14 protein-coding genes are annotated in these 17,542 nt (G+C 67.6%); 6 read left to right on the top strand and 8 right to left on the bottom strand.

Going from position 1 to position 17,542, the window contains the following annotated elements:
- The first annotated feature begins 35 nt into the window (after positions 1 to 35).
- On the top strand, positions 36 to 356 hold the full coding sequence (locus BRSPCE3_RS25475; protein ID WP_097671308.1) for a PilZ domain-containing protein: 321 nt from the start codon (positions 36 to 38) through the stop codon (positions 354 to 356).
- 177 nt (positions 357 to 533) lie between these two features.
- Complete coding sequence (locus tag BRSPCE3_RS25470) at positions 534 to 1,256, top strand: nucleotidyltransferase family protein (RefSeq protein WP_244069061.1); 723 nt, start codon at positions 534 to 536, stop codon at positions 1,254 to 1,256.
- Between the two features lie 12 nt (positions 1,257 to 1,268).
- On the opposite strand, the gene BRSPCE3_RS25465 is transcribed toward BRSPCE3_RS25470, so the two are convergent.
- Positions 1,269 to 2,282, bottom strand: coding sequence for a DUF2891 domain-containing protein (locus BRSPCE3_RS25465; protein WP_244069026.1), 1,014 nt, complete (start codon positions 2,280 to 2,282; stop codon positions 1,269 to 1,271).
- The gene (locus BRSPCE3_RS25460; protein ID WP_244069025.1) at positions 2,279 to 3,181 is read right to left on the bottom strand and encodes a hypothetical protein; all 903 of its coding nucleotides are present in this window, start codon (positions 3,179 to 3,181) and stop codon (positions 2,279 to 2,281) included. The genes BRSPCE3_RS25465 and BRSPCE3_RS25460 overlap by 4 nt, the downstream gene beginning before the upstream one ends.
- A gap of 117 nt (positions 3,182 to 3,298) precedes the next feature.
- Here BRSPCE3_RS25460 and BRSPCE3_RS25455 point away from each other — a divergent pair, with 117 nt between their 5' ends.
- The 4 genes from BRSPCE3_RS25455 (at position 3,299) to trxA (ending at position 11,352) form a co-directional block, all read left to right on the top strand.
- Complete coding sequence (locus BRSPCE3_RS25455; protein ID WP_244069024.1) at positions 3,299 to 4,219, top strand: LysR family transcriptional regulator; 921 nt, start codon at positions 3,299 to 3,301, stop codon at positions 4,217 to 4,219.
- A gap of 79 nt (positions 4,220 to 4,298) precedes the next feature.
- Positions 4,299 to 7,445: a double-strand break repair protein AddB gene (addB, locus tag BRSPCE3_RS25450; RefSeq protein ID WP_244069023.1), complete on the top strand. Its 3,147-nt coding sequence runs from the start codon at positions 4,299 to 4,301 to the stop codon at positions 7,443 to 7,445.
- Positions 7,439 to 10,915: a double-strand break repair helicase AddA gene (addA, locus tag BRSPCE3_RS25445; RefSeq protein ID WP_244069022.1), complete on the top strand. Its 3,477-nt coding sequence runs from the start codon at positions 7,439 to 7,441 to the stop codon at positions 10,913 to 10,915. The genes addB and addA overlap by 7 nt, the downstream gene beginning before the upstream one ends.
- 116 nt (positions 10,916 to 11,031) lie before the next feature.
- On the top strand, positions 11,032 to 11,352 hold the full coding sequence (gene trxA / locus BRSPCE3_RS25440) for a thioredoxin (protein ID WP_016847387.1): 321 nt from the start codon (positions 11,032 to 11,034) through the stop codon (positions 11,350 to 11,352).
- Between the two features lie 171 nt (positions 11,353 to 11,523).
- Here trxA and BRSPCE3_RS25435 read toward each other — a convergent pair whose 3' ends face one another.
- From BRSPCE3_RS25435 to BRSPCE3_RS25410, 6 genes are all read right to left on the bottom strand, one after another.
- Positions 11,524 to 12,264 (bottom strand): metallophosphoesterase, encoded by a 741-nt coding sequence (locus BRSPCE3_RS25435; RefSeq protein WP_244069021.1) that lies wholly within the window; start codon positions 12,262 to 12,264, stop codon positions 11,524 to 11,526.
- Positions 12,265 to 12,386: 122 nt separating this feature from the next.
- Entirely contained in the window at positions 12,387 to 13,631 is a 1,245-nt protein-coding gene (locus tag BRSPCE3_RS25430) for a folylpolyglutamate synthase/dihydrofolate synthase family protein (protein ID WP_244069060.1), read from the bottom strand.
- A gap of 95 nt (positions 13,632 to 13,726) precedes the next feature.
- Complete coding sequence (gene accD, locus BRSPCE3_RS25425; protein ID WP_244069020.1) at positions 13,727 to 14,668, bottom strand: acetyl-CoA carboxylase, carboxyltransferase subunit beta; 942 nt, start codon at positions 14,666 to 14,668, stop codon at positions 13,727 to 13,729.
- Positions 14,669 to 14,772: 104 nt separating this feature from the next.
- A complete protein-coding gene (gene trpA, locus BRSPCE3_RS25420) occupies positions 14,773 to 15,609 on the bottom strand; it encodes a tryptophan synthase subunit alpha (protein ID WP_244069019.1) in 837 nt (278 codons plus the stop codon).
- Positions 15,606 to 16,823 (bottom strand): tryptophan synthase subunit beta, encoded by a 1,218-nt coding sequence (trpB, locus tag BRSPCE3_RS25415; RefSeq protein ID WP_244069018.1) that lies wholly within the window; start codon positions 16,821 to 16,823, stop codon positions 15,606 to 15,608. Before trpB ends, trpA begins: the two co-directional genes overlap by 4 nt.
- Positions 16,820 to 17,479 carry a phosphoribosylanthranilate isomerase gene (locus tag BRSPCE3_RS25410; RefSeq protein ID WP_244069017.1) on the bottom strand — a complete coding sequence of 220 codons (660 nt, stop codon included), beginning with the start codon at positions 17,477 to 17,479 and terminating at the stop codon, positions 16,820 to 16,822. The genes trpB and BRSPCE3_RS25410 overlap by 4 nt, the downstream gene beginning before the upstream one ends.
- Positions 17,480 to 17,542 lie beyond the last annotated feature (63 nt).

Genomic DNA, 17,542 nt, shown 5'->3' with positions numbered 1-17,542 from the left:
CGAGGGCACGGCCTGATCAGGAGCGGGACCACACGATGGGGACGGAACGACGCAAGGGCGATCGTGTCACGTTTGAGCGCGGCATAGCCGCGCACATGATGGGCATTGACGGCACCTGGCGGCGCGACTGCACCATGGAAGACGTGTCTGAGACGGGCGCCAAGCTCTCCGTCGAGGGCTCGGTCGAGGGCCTGAACCTGAAGGAGTTCTTTCTGCTGCTGTCGTCCACAGGATTGGCCTATCGCCGCTGCGAGCTGGCATGGGTCAACGGCGACCAGATCGGCGTCAACTTCCTCAAACAAGGCGACAAGAAGAAGAAAACTGCCAGACGCGGCGCGCAGGCTGCCGACGTCTAGAGCATGATCCGGAAAAGTGGAGACGGTTTTCCGGCAAGATCACGCTCCAGGCATTGTCGCCATTATTGCCGTCTTACGGCCGTCATGTCCTATGACTATGGCGTCTGATTGATGTGCTTGCCGAATCGCCGTGATATGATCGGCGCATGAGAGATGATGACCGAGAATATCCGGAAGATGCCCGTCACTCCCCATAAAGCCATGGTGCTCGCTGCGGGCCTCGGTGTCCGCATGCGCCCGCTGACCAACACGATGCCCAAGCCGCTGGTCAGCGTCGCCGGCCAGCCGCTGCTCGACCACGTGCTCGACAAGCTCGCCGGCGCCGGCGTCACTGAGGCCGTCGTCAACGTGCACTATTTGCCCGACCAGATCATCGAGCACGTCAAGACCCGCAGCCGCCCGCGCGTGATCATCTCCGACGAACGCGACCAGGTGCTCGGCACCGGCGGCGCGGTGGTGAAGGCGCTGCCGCTGCTCGGCGACGCGCCGTTCTTCCATCTCAACGCCGACACGATGTGGATCGACGGCGTGCGCTCCAATCTGGCGCGGCTTGCGGAAACCTTCGATCCGGCGCGGATGGACATCCTGCTGCTGATGGCGCCGACCGCCTCGAGCATCGGCTATACCGGCCGCGGCGATTATTCGATGTTGCCGGACGGCGCGCTGCGCACGCGGCGCGAACATCAGGTGGTGCCGTTCGTCTATGCCGGCGCCGCGATCATGTCGCCGGCGCTGTTCGCCGATGCGCCGGCCGGCGAGTTCTCGCTGACCAAGATGTTCGATCGCGCCAACGAGCAGGAGCGGCTGTTCGGCCTGCGCCTCGACGGCGTCTGGATGCATGTCGGAACCCCCGACGCGATCCAGGCCGCGGAAGAGGCCTATCTGGAAAGCGTCGCGTAGGCGGCGCCGCCCTCAGCCTTCCGCGTCGATCGCGAGCGCCGCAAAGCTCGCCAGCCAATGCTCGCCCATATAGTCGCCCGCGATATGCGGCAGACCTGCGTCGAGATGGCGGCGCGCGGCATCGAGCAGAATCGGACGGCGCGCATCATCCTCCCCCAACGCAACGGCCAGCGAACGCCAGCACCAGGCACGGCTGAGATTGAGCCCATCGAGATGCGCCAGCTTGCCGTCGGAGCGATCGGTGACCGTGGCGGGCCGGAACAAGGTTGCGGGTTCGCGTTGCGCGAGCCGCGGCAGGAAGCGATCGAACCAGGAGCTGAATTCGCCGGGCGGGAGCAGCCGGCGCATGCACTCCGCTTCGATCAACGCGGACGACTGGAAATCGTCGCCGCTCGGCTCGCCCCAGGCGGGGCAGTCCTGATCGGCGCCATACCAGCGCAGCGCCGTGTCGCGCAGCAGCGCACTGAGCGCATCGTCCTGCGTCACTGCCGCGTAGTCGGCGGCCATCCGAAGCCCGAACGCCGTGTTGAAATGGGTGCCGACCCGCACCGGATAGGTGGCAAGCGGCAGGAAATCGCGATAGCGCTGCGCGAAGGTTGCGGCGAGCGGCGCGATCTGCTCACGCCACCGCGTCTCGTCAAATGACGTGAGTTCTGCCGCGAGCTTCAGCAGCCAGCCCCAGCCATAAGGGCGCTTGAAGCCGCGCGCGGTCGGCGCCGATAGATAAGCGCATTCGGCGGCAACCTTCTCCGCTACGAACTGCGCGTCGAACAGAGCGCGGATCTCACTCGCCACGTCGGATGCCGGATAGCGACGCAGCAGCCGGGCCAGCATCCAGTAGCTGTGGACGCAGGAATGCCAGTCATAGCTGCCGAAGAACACCGGATGCAGCTCGCGCGGCGTGCGCGCATCTTGCGGCCCCGCCAGCACGTGATCCGGCTTGTTCGGATATTCGCGGGTGACATGGCCGAGCGCAACGCGGGCAAAGCGGACGGCGAGGTCTTCGGTCAGGATCGTCTCGCTCATGGTGAGGTCTTCTCCTTCGGCGCGCGCCGAACCAGCAGTTCGATCAGCCGCGGCGTCATATAGATGGGAAACTGGGTGGCCGCGAAGAACAGCGCCGTCATCGGCGACACCGCCGCGCCCATCGCCGACCAGACCAATCCGACATTGCGGTTGCCGAGAACGAGGCCACTGGTCAGCCGCGCAGCCAGATTGCCCGGTGTGAGCAGCGCACCAAGCAATTGCAGGGCGACGTTGCAGGCGAAGGCGAGCCCGACGCAGGTCGCCGCAGCAACCGGCTGCGTCTCGATCTGGGCACGCACCCCGGCCATGGTGGCAACGGCGAACAGCAACAGCGAGGCGAGCACGATGGCGTCGATGGTGCGCGCATGCTGCACCAATCGCGCGCTGGCGTGATGGCGCAGCAGCAACGCCAGCGCACCCGCGCCGCCAACGAGCAGCGCCAGCCGCGTCGCGAGCGCCAGCGGATCGATTGCGAGATCGGCAAATCCCGCGGCGATCAGCGGCACGGTGACCGGTGCCAGCGCCATCGACAGCAGCGTCACCGCGAGCGGAATGGTCGCGTCGAAGCCGAGCATGCGTGCGACCGCCGCGGTGCCGCTCGATGGCGGCGCGCACACCGACAGCACCAGCGCGACGATCAGCTCCGGCCGAATTCCGGCGCCGCGTGCGGCGAGGCCGACCGCAAGCGGACAGGCCAGCATCGCCAGCGCCGGCAACAGCAGCCAGACCAGCGGGCGCTGCAAGGCGCGCCGGAATGCCACGCCATCGACCTGGAGAAAGGTGCCAAGCACCAGAACGAAGATCGCAGCGGCCATCAGCGGGCGCGCGCCATCCGCCAGGGCAGGGAAAGCCAGCCCGGCCAGGACGCCGATGATCAACAAGGTTGGGCCGCGAGGCACCAGCCTTTCCAATGATCGCATCAAATCTTCAGGCCTCATCGCCATGCCCCGACAACGATCATAGGGCCGGGCAAATCATTGTTGAAATCGATTATTTACATATGCATTATTGTTGCGATGAATTTAGCTGCCGTCGATCTCAATCTGCTTGTCGCCTTCGAGGCGCTGATGGAGGAGCGCCACGTCACCCGCGCAGCCGAGCGCATTGGCCTCGCCCAGCCGTCGATGAGCAGCGCGCTGCGCAGGCTGCGCTCGCTCTTTGCCGACGAACTGTTCCTGCGTGCCGGCGCGGGCATGCAGCCGACCGAAAAGGCGCTGGCGCTGGCCGGGCCGATCGGCGAAGCGTTGCGCCAGATCCGGGGCGCGCTGGCGCCGGACCAGGAGTTCGATCCGACCACCGCACGACGGCGCATCACCATCGCCGCGACCGACTACGGTGATCTCGTTCTGGTGCCGGAACTGACCCGCCTGTTGCGCACGGAAGCGCCCAACATCGACCTTGCCGTGCGCCCGTTGACCGACGCGAGCGCGGCGCTGGCGAACCTCGAACGCGGCGAACTCGATGTGCTGATCGGCGGCCATTTGCCGGACTCGCCGCGCTGCGTTCGGCACCGGCTGTTCGAGGAACGCTTCGTCTGCGTCCGCGACATGGCGCGCGCGGGCCGATCGGAACGGCTGAGCCTGCAAGATTATGCGACGCTGCCGCACGCGCTGTTCTCGGCGGCCGGCGGCGACGGCCTGCCGAGCGTGATCGACGCGCTGCTGGCGCGGCATGGACTGACGCGGCGGGTGGCGGTGACGCTGGCCCATGTGGTGGCCGTTCCCTTCGCGGTCACGGGCACCGATCTCATCGCCACGATCGCCGAGCGTGTCGCCCGCCGCTTCACGCATCTCGCCGACATTGCCGTCGTGATGCCGCCGATCGACATCCCCGCCTTCGCGATCGACCTGATCAATGCCAGCCGCGCCGGCCAGGATCCGGCGCTGCGCTGGTTCCTGGATGCCGTCGACCGCTGCGCCGACCGACTGCGGCATTGAGCTGTCATGTTGACCGGCAGGGGTGGCTAACGACCGCCGCCGCTCCCTATATTGGCGCCTGATTCGAACAAGGCAGCCCATGCGCGTCTTCAGCGTTCCCGTTTCCGCGCCGTTCCTGCGCACCGTGATTGCGGCGCTGGTTGATGGCCGGCTGGTCTCGGGATTCGAGGCGCGCAACGATCCGGCCAGGCTCGCCAACGCCACGCTCTATCTGCCGACCCGCCGCGCCGGACGGCTGGCGCGCGAGATATTCCTCGACGTGCTCGATTCCGATGCCGCGGTGCTGCCGCGCATCGTCGCGCTCGGCGAGATCGACGAGGACGAGCTTGCCTTCGCCGATCAGGGCGAGGACGTCGGCGGCGCCGCGCCGCTGGAGATCCCGCCAAGGCTCGGCGAGCTCGAGCGGCGGCTGACGCTTGCGCATCTGGTCGCCGCCTGGGCCAAGACGCCGGTGTCGGCGCCGCTGGTGGTGGGCGGCCCGGCCTCGACCTTGCAGCTCGCCGGCGATTTGGCGCGGCTGATGGACGACATGGTGACGCGCGGCGTCGACTGGCGCGCGCTGGACCGGCTGGTGCCGGACCAGCTCGACAAATACTGGCAGCACTCGCTGGAATTCCTGCGCATCGCGCGCGATGCCTGGCCGAACTACCTCAAGGAGATCGGCCGGATCGAACCGGCGGCACGGCGCGATCAGCTGATCGAGGCGGAAGCGGCGCGGCTGACCGCGCATCATGCGGGACCGGTGATCGCAGCCGGTTCGACCGGCTCGATGCCGGCGACGGCGAAATTTCTTCATGCGGTCGCGAAGCTTCGGAACGGCGCCGTGGTGCTGCCCGGGCTCGACACCGATCTCGACGAGGACAGCTGGGACACGATCGGCGGCGAGCGCGGCGACGACGGCCGGTTCAAAACGCCGCCCTCGTCGAACCACCCGCAATTCGCGATGCAGGCCCTGCTCGACCGCTTCGGCATCAAGCGCCGCGATGTCGAGAGCCTGGCCGAGCCTGCGCCGCAGGGACGCGAGGTCTTGGTGTCGGAGACGATGCGGCCCTCGACCGCGACCGCGCAGTGGCACGACCGGCTGGAGCGGCCCGAGATCGTGGCGCGGATTTCGGCCGGGATGAGCAATCTCACCGTGGTCGAGGCGCCCAATCCGGAGATGGAGGCGCTGGCCATTGCAGTTGCGATGCGCGAGGCGCGGCACCTCGGCAAATCGGCCGCGCTGGTGACGCCGGATCGCGCGCTGGCGCGCCGCGTGATGGCCTCGCTGACGCGCTGGAAGCTGGAGTTCGACGATTCCGGCGGCGATGCGCTGATCGAGACCCCGGCCGGCGTGTTCGCCCGCCTCACCGCGGAGGCCGCGGCCAAGGGGCTGGAGCCGCCGACCTTGCTCGCGCTGCTCAAGCATCCGCTGTTGCGGCTCGGCGGCGCCCATGGCGCGCTGAAGCGCGCGATCGAGGTGCTGGAGATCGCGCTGCTCCGCGGCACGCGGCCGCAAGCCGGAACCAGCGGCCTCGCCCGCGACTTCGCGCGCTTCCGCGCCGAGCTGGTCAAACTGCATGGCGGCGAGACCTCGTCGCTGCACGCCATGGAGCCACGCGCGCGGCTGCGCGACAACGAGCTCAATCAGGCCGAGGGCCTGATCGCCAGATTGCAGACGGCGCTGGCGCCGCTCGAAGGCATGGCGTCGTCAAAGCCGTATGATTTCGCCGAACTGGCCGCGCGTCATCGCGAGGCGTTGATCGCGCTGTCGGCCGACCAGAATGGCGTCGCCATGGTGTTCGAAGAGCGCGCCGGCGCATCGCTGGCCTCCGCCTTCGACGAGCTGCTCGCCAAGCAGCAGCCGAGCGGGCTGGCGACGCCGCTGTCAGATTATCCCGAGGTGTTCCAGACGGCGTTCGCCGACCGCATGGTGCGGCGGCCGGAATCGGCGCGCGCGCAGCTCAACATCTTCGGCCAGCTCGAGGCGCGCCTGACCGAATCGGATCGCGTCATCCTCGGCGGCCTGGTCGAGGGCGTCTGGCCGCCGGCGCCGCGGGTCGATCCGTGGCTGAGCCGGCCGATGCGGCACGAGCTCGGGCTCGATCTCCCGGAACGGCGCATCGGCCTCTCCGCGCACGACTTCGCGCAACTGCTTGGTCATGACGAGGTGGTCCTGACCCACGCCGCAAAAGTCGGCGGCGCGCCGGCGGTCGCCTCGCGCTTCCTGCATCGGTTAGAGGCGGTCGCGGGCGAAGCGCGCTGGAAGGCCGCGACGTCGGCCGGCGAGATTTACGTGCAATATGCCGCCGAGCTCGACCGGCCCGACACCGTCGCGCCGATCCCGCAGCCGGAGCCGCGGCCACCGCGCGAGGCGCGGCCGCTGAAAATGTCGGTGACCGCGATCGAGGACTGGCTGCGCGATCCCTACACGATCTACGCGCGCTACATCCTGAAGCTCGATCCGCTCGATCCCGTCGACATGCCGCTGTCGGCAGCGGATCGCGGCTCCGCAATCCACGAATCGCTCGGCGAGTTCACGCAAACTTACGCCGGTGCGCTGCCTGACGACATCAAGAGCGCGCTCCGCGATATCGGGGCCAAACATTTTGCGCCGCTGATGGAGCGGCCCGAGGCGCGCGCGCTGTGGTGGCCGCGCTTCCAGCGCATCGCGGGGTGGTTTGCCGAATGGGAACAGGCCCGGCGCGGCAGCATCGCTGCGATCAAGGCCGAGATCCGCGGCGAGATCGGGATTCCGCTCGACGATGCCAGGACGTTCACCCTCTCCGCGCGTGCCGATCGTATCGAGCGGCGCGACGACGGCAGCTTTGCGATCCTCGACTACAAGACCGGCCAACCGCCGACCGGCAAGCAGGTGCGCATGGGGCTGTCGCCGCAGCTGACGCTGGAAGCGGCGATCCTGCGCGAGGGCGGCTTTGCGGATATCCCGGCGGACTCCTCGGTCGGCGACCTCGTCTATGTCAGGCTGAGCGGCAACAACCCGCCGGGCGAGCAGCGTTCGCTGGAGCTGAAGATCAAGACCAGCGACACGCCGCAGCCGCCCGATGAAGCCGCCGACAGCGCGCGGCGCAAGCTGGAAGCCCTGATCCGCGCCTTCGACGACGAGAGCCAGGCCTACACCTCGCTGAACCTCTCGATGTGGGCCAATCGTTACGGCGCCTATGACGACCTCGCGCGGATCAAGGAATGGTCCGCGGCCGGCGGCCTGGGGATCGAGGAATGGTGAAGGCGATCAGACCGATCCCGCCGGCGGTTCGCGACGCGCAAGCGCGCGCGTCCGATCCGAAGGCGTCGACCTTCGTGTCGGCCAATGCCGGCTCGGGCAAGACCCATGTGCTGGTGCAGCGCGTGATCCGCCTGCTGCTGTCAGGCGTGCCGCCGGAAAAGATCCTCTGCATCACCTTCACCAAGGCCGCCGCGGCCAACATGGCCGAACGCGTCTTCACCACGCTCGGCCATTGGGTGACGCTCGATGACACCGCGCTCGATGCCGCGATCCGCGAGACCGGCATCGCGCATCCATCCGCTTCGCTGCGGCGCGAGGCCCGCAAGCTTTTCGCGTGCGCGCTGGAGACGCCGGGCGGACTGAAGGTGCAGACCATCCACGCGCTCTGCACCCGTTTGCTGCAACAGTTTCCGTTCGAGGCCAACGTGCCGGCGCGCTTCGCCGTGCTCGACGACCGCGACCAGAACGAGATGATGGAACGCGCCAATCTGGCGGTGTTCCTCGAGGCCTCGCGGATTCCCGACAGTCCGATCGGCCGCGCGCTGCGGACGGCGATGGCAAATGCCGCCGACGTCACCTTCAAGGAGGTGGTCCGCGAGGCCTGCCTCAGCCGCGACCATTTCATGGCCTGGACCGACGCCGCCGGCAGCGCCGCGGCCGCGGCCGCGCAGATGTCGGCCGCGCTCGGCGTCTCCGCCGATATTCGCATCGAGGATGTCGAGCGCGAGATCGTCGACGGACCGAACCTGCCGCGGTCGGGCTGGAAGGAGCTGGCGACGCTGCTCGACACCAGCAGCAAGGCGGATCAGAAGCAGGCTGAACGGCTGCGCAGCGCGTTGACCTTCACCGGGGCGGCCCAGGTCGACGAATATCTCGGCGTGTTCCTGACCGACGACCGCGCGCCGCGCGCCTCCGTCATCACCAACAGCTTCATCAAGAAGAACCCCATTGCCGGCCACCGGTTCGAAGCGGAGATCGACCGGCTCGGTCCCCTGATCGAGCGCCGCCGCGCCGTGGTGGCGCGCGATCGCACCGAAGCGCTGATCCACATCGCGACCGCGGCGGCGGCGCACTACCGGCGCGAGAAGCTGGAGCGCGGCCTGCTCGACTATGACGACCTGATCGACAAGACGCTGGCGATGCTCGACCGCGTCTCCTCGGGCTGGGTGCATTACAAGCTCGACCGCGGCGTCGATCACGTGCTGATCGACGAGGCGCAGGACACCAGCCCGCGGCAATGGGACATCGTCGCGCACATCATCTCGGAATTCACCTCCGGCGCCGGCGCGCGCGACGGCCTGGTGCGCACCGTGTTCGCGGTCGGTGACGAAAAGCAGTCGATCTTCTCGTTCCAGGGCGCCGCACCCCGCGAATTCGACCTGCGCCGCCGCGAGCTGAAGCGGCGGTTCGAGGAAGCCGGGCTGAAATTCGATCCGGTGTCGTTCACCTATTCGTTCCGCTCGGGGCCGGTGATCCTGCATTCGGTCGACCATGTGTTCCGCGAGCAGGAGATCTTCCGCAGCATTCATGCGGTCGAGAACGGCTATCCGATCCACAATGCGATGACCGACGCCGGCCCGAGCCTGATCGAGCTCTGGGATCTCGCGGTCGCCGATGATCGCCAGGACATCGAAGGCTGGCGGGCGCCGTTCGACGGCGTGGCGGTGACCAGCCCCGAGGTGAAGCTGGCGCGGCGGATCCAGGCCGAGATCAAGCGCCTGGTCGAGAGCGGCACCATGACCGGCAGCGAAGGCGGGCGGCGGCCGCTGCGCTATGGCGATATGCTGATCCTGGTGCGGCGGCGCGGCAACGCCTTCGACGCGGTGATCCAGGCGCTGAAGCACGCGGGCATCCCGGTCGCCGGCGCCGACCGGCTGAAGCTGACCGAACACATCGCGATCATCGACCTGATGAACCTCGCCGACGCGCTGCTGCTGCCGCAGGACGACCTCGCGCTCGCAGTGGCGCTGAAGAGCCCGCTGTTCGGCCTCGACGATGACGATCTGTTCAAGCTGGCACACAACCGCCGCGGCTCGCTGCGCGAGGCACTGGCCGCGCAGGCGCCGAACGACGAACGCCTTTGGGCCGCGCTGCGCCGGCTCGAACAATGCGAGCGCCGCTTCACCGAGGAGACGCCGTTCGCGTTCTACGCCTGGCTGCTCGGCGGCGACGGCGGGCGCGCGCGCATCCTGCGCCGGCTCGGCCACGAGGCCAATGACGCGCTCGACGAATTCCTCGAGCTCGCGCTGGGCTATGAGCGCAAGGCGCCGGCCTCGCTGCAGGGCTTTATCGCCTGGCTGCGCGCCGCCGACACCGAGGTGAAGCGCGACATGGAGATTTCGCGCGACGAGGTTCGCGTCATGACGGTGCACGGCGCCAAGGGCCTCGAAGCATCTGTCGTGTTCCTGGTCGACACCACGACCTCGCCCTCCGACACGCAGCGGCTGCGGCTGATCCATCTGCCGCAGGGCAACGCCGCGCCGAACGCGCCCGGCGTCGTGGTGTGGGCCGGCAAGAAGGCCGAGGATCCGCCCAATGTGGCTGATGCGCGCAAGGCGATGCTCGGCGACACCGAGGACGAGTATCGCCGGCTGCTCTATGTCGCGATGACCCGTGCGGCCGACCGGCTGATCGTCGGCGGCTGCATGCCCGGCAACATGAGCACGGTGCGGAAATCCTCCTGGTACGATCTGATCACCAAGGGGCTCGCCAATGCCGGGCTGAAGCTCGAGGAGCTCGAGACGCCGGCCGGCAAGGTGATGCGCTATTCGCGGCCGGACGACGCCGGCGATCTCACCGGGGCTGCGGCGTCGACGGCCGTGGCGCCGATCGCGCTGCCGTCCTGGCTGCGGACCGCGGCCGCACCGGAAGCCGCCGCCGCGGGCGTGCTGCGCCCGTCCGATCCGGCCGATGCCGACAGCCACCCGATCCGCACCGGCGAATCGGTGCAACTGCGTGCCCGCGCCCTGCAACGCGGCACGCTGGTGCATCGCCTGCTGCAGTCACTTCCCGATGTCGCGGTGGAACGACGGCTCGGCGCGGCGCTCGGCTATCTTGCGCGTAACGCCGATGGCTGGAGCGAGGAAGAGCGCGCGGCGCTGGCTCGGCAAGTGGTCGCCCTGACCGTCGATCTGCGCTTCGCGCCGGTGTTTGCTCCCGGCAGCCGTGCCGAGGTCTCGATCGTGGGCCGGCTGGAGCGGCCGGGCCGGCCGAAGGCGCTGGTCTCAGGCCAGATCGACCGCCTGGTGGTGACGCCGAACGAGGTCCTGATCGTCGATTTCAAGACCAACCACGCCCCGCCCAAGACCGCCGCCGAGGCCCCCAAGGGTTATATCCGGCAGCTCGCGCTGTACCGTGCGGTGCTGGCCAAGCTTTATCCCCAAAGGATCATTCACGCCGCCCTGCTCTGGACCGAAACCCCTGAAATGATGGAGATTCCCGCCCCCGCGCTGGACGCCGGGCTGGCATAAGTTCATGTCGGCGTGAGCGAGCTTGACCCGGCAAGGGGGCATTCATACGTTTGCCCCATGCTCCCGGGCGCGATTCTCAACCGCGCCCTTTTGTCCCAACCGAACGAGGTACTGACATGGCCGTTGGCAAGGTTTCTGACGCCGATTTCGAAGCCGAAGTGCTCAAGGCGACCGGGCCGGTGGTCGTCGACTTCTGGGCCGAATGGTGCGGCCCCTGCCGCATGATCGCGCCCGCTCTCGATGAGATTTCCGGCGCGATGGGCGACAAGGTCAAGATCGTGAAGCTCAACGTCGACGAGAGCCCGAAGACCGCGTCGAAGTATGGCGTGATGTCGATCCCGACCCTGATGATCTTCAAGGGCGGCGAGATGGCCTCCCGCCAGGTCGGCGCCGCGCCGAAGGCGAAGCTGCAGCAGTGGATCACCGCTGCGGTCTGATCCGATTCGAATTAGCTGATTTGTACAAACGGCCGGCGTCATGCCGGCCGTTTTGTTTGTGGAGCTACACAGCTTCGTAGCCCGGATGGAGCGAAGCGTAATCCGGGAACAGTTGTACCGCGGACGTAGCGTCCCCGGATTTCGCTGCGCTCCATCCGGGCTACGGACTGATTACCTGATCCATCCGGTCGCCAGTGCCGAGGCGAGCTCCGCCTGGCCGTGCTGCCGCGCCAGCGCTGCCATCGCCGCGTAGTTGTAGGGGATGTGGCGGAAGGTCACGTCCCAGCCACCATCGACCTGTTCGAGGATCGCGTAGCGCGCGTCGGGCGAACCGGCCTCCACGACATGCGGATACGGCTTGCCGGCGCGATAGCCGGGCGAGCCGACGCTGCCGGGATTGACGATCAGCCGGCCGTCGCGAAGCCGCACGGCCCGCGCGGTGTGGGTGTGTGCGCAGAGGATCAGCGATTGCGTGATGCCGGCCGCTCTCACCTCGATCGCTTCAAGCGGGGATAAACAGACTTCGCCGCCCGGCAACACGGTGTCGAGCCAGTAGGTCTCATCGTCCTGCGGCGTGGCGTGACAGAGGAAAACCTCATCGCGATAAACCGACCTCGCCGGCAACGTGCGCAGCCAATCGAGATGCCGCGGCTCGAGCTGGGTATAGATCAGCCGCTCCCAGGAGCCCATCTTCTCGTGCGGGCGGTCGATCAGATAGCGATCGTGATTGCCGAGCAGATGGACCGCATCGAGCGCCATCAGCATGTCGATGGTCGGCCGGGCGTCGAGCGGCCCGCTCACCATGTCGCCGAGATCGACGATGTCGGAAATGCCCTGCGCGCGGATGTCCGACAGCACGGCTTCAAGCGCGAGATGGTTGCCATGGATGTCGGCGATCGCAGCAAAGCGCATGGTGTCCCCTTCTCTCTCGTCCCGCTCCCGTAGCCCGATGCAGCGAAGCGCAATCCGGGGTCTTCATCCACGGATCGACTGGCCCCGGATTTCGCTGCGCTTCATCCGGGCTACATGCGAGCTCATGCAGGAGGCGTGCCGTTGGCCGCAAGCACCGGGCCGGCGAGGTACAGCGAGCCGGTGATCAGGATCCGCGGCGGCACCTCGTAGGCCAGCGTGGCAAGCCGTTGCAGCGCGGCGTCGACGCCATCGGCGATCTCGACTCGCATGCCGAGTGCGCGCGCGGCATCGGCGAGCTTGTCCGGCGCCATGCCGTTGTCGCGGCCGGGCACCGGCACCGCGATGATGTGACGCGTCAGCCCGGCGAAATTGGCGAGGAATGCGTTGGCGTCCTTGTTGGCCATCATGCCTGTGATCACGACCAGCGGCCGCGACACCCGCTCCTCGAGATCGCCGAGCGCCGCCGCCGCAACCCGGCCACCCTCGGCATTGTGGCCGCCATCGAGCCAGACCTCGGAGCCCTGCGGTCCCTGGCAGACCAGGCTGCCTGAGGCCAGCCGCTGCATCCGCGCCGGCCATTCCGCGTTGACGATACCAGCCTCGTACGCCGCAATGTTGAGCTTGAAGGTGTCGATCGCACGCAGCGTCGCGATCGCAAGACCCGCATTGTCGAACTGGTGCCGGCCGAACAGCTTTGGCGCGGCGAGATCCAGCAGGCCGCGCTCGTCCTGATAGACCAGCCGGCCGCGCTCGACGCCGACATGCCATTGCTGGCCGGCCGCATGCAGCGGCGCGCGCATCCGGTTCGCCTCCGCCTCGATCACCGCCATCGCATCCGGCGCCTGCTCGGCGCAAACCACCGGCACCTTGCGCTTGATGATCGCGGCCTTCTCGCCGGCGATCAAAGTCAAGGTATCGCCGAGGAATTCCATGTGGTCCATGCTGACCGGCGCGATCACCGAGGCCAGCGGCGTCTCCACCACATTGGTGGAATCGAGCCGGCCGCCAAGGCCGACTTCGAGCAGCGCGACGTCGGCCGGATGCTTCGCGAACAGGCAGAACGCGACCGCCGTTTCCATCTCGAAAATGGTGATGGGATGGCCGGCATTGACGCGCTCGCAATGCTCGAACGTCGTGCGCAGCTCGTCGTCACCGACCAGCTTGCCGCCGCCCGTCGCGCCCAGCCGGTAGCATTCGTTGAGCCGCACCAGATAGGGCGAGGTGAAGACGTGCACGCGCAGGCCCGATGCTTCGAGGATCGCGCGCAGATAGGCGATCGTCGAGCCCTTGCCGTTGGTGCCGGCGACATGGATCACCGGCGGCAGCTTGCGCTCGGGATGATCGAGCCGCTCCATCAGGCCGCGCATGCGATCGAGGCTGAGATCGATGCGCTTCGGATGCAGCGCCGATATCCGCGCGATCAAGGCCTCGAACGAGGCTTGCGATGGGGCGGCGCTTGCGGTCACGCGTGCGGCGCGGCCGGCACCGTCTCCGGGGCCGTGACGATCTGGGCCGGCTCGGTGACGGCGGCCGTGGGCTTCGATGCGGTTTCAAGCGCCGGCGCCCTGGTCAGCAGGCGGCACAGCCGCGCCAGCGTCGCCTTCATCTCGTGGCGATGCACGACCATGTCGACCATGCCGTGCTCGCGCAGATATTCGGCACGCTGAAAACCTTCCGGCAGCTTCTCGCGGATGGTCTGCTCGATCACGCGCGCGCCGGCAAAGCCGATCAGTGCGCCGGGCTCGGCAATCTGGATGTCACCGAGCATCGCATAGGAGGCGGTGACGCCGCCGGTGGTCGGATTGGTCAACACCACGATGTAGGGCTGCTTCGCCTCGCGCAGCATCTGCACGCCGACCGTGGTGCGGGGCATCTGCATCAGCGACAGGATGCCTTCCTGCATCCGCGCGCCGCCCGATGCAGCGAACACGATGAAGGGCGACTTCTTCTCGACCGCGAGCTCGAGCCCGCGCACCATCGCCTCACCGGCGGCCATGCCGAGCGAGCCGCCCATGAAATCGAAATCCTGCACCGCGACCACGACGCCGGCGCCCTCGAGCTTGCCGTAGCCGACCTTGATCGCATCGTTCAGCCCGGTCTTGGTGCGGGCATCCTTGATGCGGTCGACATATTTGCGCTCGTCGCGGAATTTCAGCGGATCGGCCGTCACCTCGGGCAGCGCGACGTCGAACCAGGTCTCGTTGTCGAAGACCGACTTCAGCCGCGCCACTGCGCCCATGCGCATGTGGTAGTTCGAGCCGGGGATCACGAACTGGTTGGCCTCGACGTCCTTGTAGAACACCAGCTGCCCGGAATCCGGGCACTTGATCCAGAGGTTTTCCGGCGTCTCGCGCCGCAGGATGTTGCGGATCTTCGGCCGGACGACGTTGGTGAGCCAGTTCATGGTTCGCTCCGAAATGCGGGTCGGTCCCGCACCAGCTGGATATATGGCGGGCCGGGCGAACCCGGCAAGCCGCCATTTGCGGCCTTGTTACTGCAAAATGTGGCTTATTCAGCGGCCTGCTTGGCGCCCCGGACGCCCTGCGCCAGAGCGGACACCAGGTCCGCCACCGCGGCCACGGTCATCGGTGTCGCGCGGCCCTCGGCGTCGAGGTTGGCACGCACCACATCGACGATCGCGGTACCGACCACCGCGCCATTGGCGTTCTCGGCGATCGCGCGGGCCGTTTCGGGGGTGCGGATGCCGAAGCCGACGCAGACTGGCAGCTTGGTGTGCCGCTTGATGCGGGCGACGGCTTCCGCAACCGCCGTCGAATCGGCAGCCGCGGCGCCGGTGATACCGGTGATCGAGACGTAGTAGACAAAGCCCGAGGTGTTCGCTAGCACTGCCGGCAGGCGCTTGTCGTCGGTGGTCGGCGTCGCCAGCCGAATGAAGTTCAGCCCGGCCTTCATCGCGGGGATGCAGAGCTCGGTGTCTTCCTCCGGCGGCAGGTCGACGATGATCAACCCGTCGACACCGGCCGTCTTGGCGTCGGCCAGGAAGCTGTCGACGCCATAGATGTAGATCGGATTGTAGTACCCCATCAGCACGATCGGCGTCGCGTTGTCCTCCTTGCGGAAGTCGCGGACCATCGCCAGCGTCTTGCGCAAGGTCATGCCGCCCTTGAGCGCGCGCAGGCCGGCGGCCTGGATCGACGGGCCATCGGCCATCGGATCGGTGAAGGGCATGCCGATCTCGATGACATCGGCACCGGCCTTCGGCAGTGCCTTGAGGATGTCGAGCGAGGTCTTCGGGTCGGGGTCGCCGGCCATCACGAAGGTGACGAAAGCGGAGCGGCCCTGCTGCTTCAACTCGGCGAAACGTGCGTCGATACGGGTGGTCACTTCTTCCTCGCCTTCAAGATGTCGCCGACCTGCGGCACGTCCTTGTCGCCGCGGCCCGAAAGGTTGACCACCATCAGGTGATCCTTCGGCCGCTGCGGCGCGAGCTCGGAGAGTTTCGCGATGGCGTGCGCGGATTCCAGCGCGGGGATGATGCCCTCGAGCCGCGACAGCAGCTGGAAGGCGGCCAGCGCCTCCTCGTCGGTCGCCGAGAGATACTTCACGCGGCCGGTCTCATGCAGCCAGGAATGCTCGGGGCCGATGCCGGGATAGTCGAGCCCCGCCGAGATCGAATGCGCTTCCTCGATCTGGCCGTCGGCGTCCATCAGGAGATAGGTGCGGTTGCCGTGCAGTACGCCGGGACGGCCGCCGGCGAGCGAGGCCGCGTGCAGCTGTGTCAGCCCGTGACCGGCGGCCTCGACGCCGAAGATCTCGACCGAGGGATCGTCGAGGAACGGATGGAACAGACCCATCGCGTTGGAACCGCCGCCGATGCAGGCGATCAGCGAGTCCGGCAGGCGGCCCTCGGCCTCCTGCATCTGCTTGCGGGTCTCGTGGCCGATGATCGACTGGAAGTCGCGCACCATCATCGGATAGGGGTGCGGCCCCGCCACCGTGCCGATGCAATAGAAGGTGTTGTGCACATTGGTGACCCAATCGCGCAGCGCGTCGTTCATCGCGTCTTTCAGCGTCCGCGCGCCCGACTGCACCGGGACGACCTTGGCGCCGAGCATCTCCATGCGGATCACGTTCGGCTGCTGCCGCTCGACGTCGACCGCGCCCATGTAGACCACGCATTCCAGGCCGAAGCGCGCGCACAGCGTCGCCGTCGCCACACCGTGCTGGCCGGCGCCGGTCTCGGCGATGATGCGCTTCTTGCCCATGCGGCGCGCGACCATGATCTGGCCGAGCACGTTGTTGACCTTGTGCGAACCGGTGTGGTTGAGCTCCTCGCGCTTCAGATAGATCTTGGCGCCGCCGAGATGCTCGGTGAGCCGTTCGGCGAAATACAGCGGCGAGGGCCGGCCGACATAGTCCTTCAGGTAGACATTCATCTCGGCCTGGAACGCCGGATCGGCCTTGGCGTCGGCATAGGCCTTTTCGAGATCGAGGATCAGCGGCATCAGCGTTTCAGCGACGAAGCGTCCGCCGAAAATGCCGAAATGCCCCCGCTCGTCGGGGCCGCTGCGGAAGGAATTGGGCAGGTTTGGATTCATCGAACCATCAGTTCTTGAGTTGCGCGTGCGGCGCGGATGAAGGCGCGGATCAGCTCGGGATCCTTGACGCCGGGCGTGCGCTCGACACCCGACGACACGTCGACCCCGCCGGCGCGGGTCACGCGGACGGCCTCAGCGACGTTCTCGGCGTTGAGCCCGCCGGAGACCATGTAGGGCAGCGCGAGATCGAGATTTTCCAGCAGGTGCCAATCGAACGGCGCGCCGAGACCGCCCGGCCGCGTCGCATCCTTCGGCGCGCGGGCATCGAACAGGATGCGGTCGGCGACGCCGGCATAGCCCGGCAGCGGCGCGAGATCGGCTGCGGTCTCGACCGGCAGCGCCTTCATCAGCGGCAGGCCGAATTTCTGCTTGAGATCACGCAGCCGTGCCGTGGTCTCCGTGCCATGCAGTTGCAGGATATCCGGCCGCAGCGTCTCAATGATGTTCTCGATGGTCGCGTCGTCGGCATCGACGGTCAGCGCGACCTTGACGGCGCGGCCCTTGGCGCGGCCGCCGAGCTCGCGCGCGGTCTCGAGGCTGATATGGCGCGGCGACGGCGGAAAGAACACGAACCCCACCATGTCAGCGCCGCCCTCGAGCGCGACGTCGAGCGTCTCGCGCGTGGACAGGCCGCAGATTTTGACGAGCAGGGGCATGGTCTCGAAACGGCTCTCAAAACGGGTTTTCTGGCGGCCGGAACAGGGGTCTACCCGGGTCCG

Source organism: Bradyrhizobium sp. Ce-3 (genome assembly GCF_022835695.1).
In the GTDB taxonomy this organism is placed as follows: domain Bacteria; phylum Pseudomonadota; class Alphaproteobacteria; order Rhizobiales; family Xanthobacteraceae; genus Bradyrhizobium.
This window is presented reverse-complemented; position numbering and strand designations above follow the sequence as displayed.

What these genes read in the sequence shown, in the direction of transcription:
- BRSPCE3_RS25475 (WP_097671308.1), top strand. Translation starts at nt 36, where the DNA reads ATGGGGACGGAACGACGCAAGGGCGATCGTGTCACGTTTGAGCGCGGC.
- BRSPCE3_RS25470 (WP_244069061.1), top strand. Translation starts at nt 534, where the DNA reads ATGCCCGTCACTCCCCATAAAGCCATGGTGCTCGCTGCGGGCCTCGGT.
- BRSPCE3_RS25465 (WP_244069026.1), bottom strand. Translation starts at nt 2,282, where the DNA reads ATGAGCGAGACGATCCTGACCGAAGACCTCGCCGTCCGCTTTGCCCGC.
- BRSPCE3_RS25455 (WP_244069024.1), top strand. Translation starts at nt 3,299, where the DNA reads ATGAATTTAGCTGCCGTCGATCTCAATCTGCTTGTCGCCTTCGAGGCG.
- addB (WP_244069023.1), top strand. Translation starts at nt 4,299, where the DNA reads ATGCGCGTCTTCAGCGTTCCCGTTTCCGCGCCGTTCCTGCGCACCGTG.
- addA (WP_244069022.1), top strand. Translation starts at nt 7,439, where the DNA reads ATGGTGAAGGCGATCAGACCGATCCCGCCGGCGGTTCGCGACGCGCAA.
- trxA (WP_016847387.1), top strand. Translation starts at nt 11,032, where the DNA reads ATGGCCGTTGGCAAGGTTTCTGACGCCGATTTCGAAGCCGAAGTGCTC.
- BRSPCE3_RS25435 (WP_244069021.1), bottom strand. Translation starts at nt 12,264, where the DNA reads ATGCGCTTTGCTGCGATCGCCGACATCCATGGCAACCATCTCGCGCTT.
- BRSPCE3_RS25430 (WP_244069060.1), bottom strand. Translation starts at nt 13,631, where the DNA reads ATGCGCGGCCTGATGGAGCGGCTCGATCATCCCGAGCGCAAGCTGCCG.
- accD (WP_244069020.1), bottom strand. Translation starts at nt 14,668, where the DNA reads ATGAACTGGCTCACCAACGTCGTCCGGCCGAAGATCCGCAACATCCTG.
- trpB (WP_244069018.1), bottom strand. Translation starts at nt 16,823, where the DNA reads ATGAATCCAAACCTGCCCAATTCCTTCCGCAGCGGCCCCGACGAGCGG.
- BRSPCE3_RS25410 (WP_244069017.1), bottom strand. Translation starts at nt 17,479, where the DNA reads ATGCCCCTGCTCGTCAAAATCTGCGGCCTGTCCACGCGCGAGACGCTC.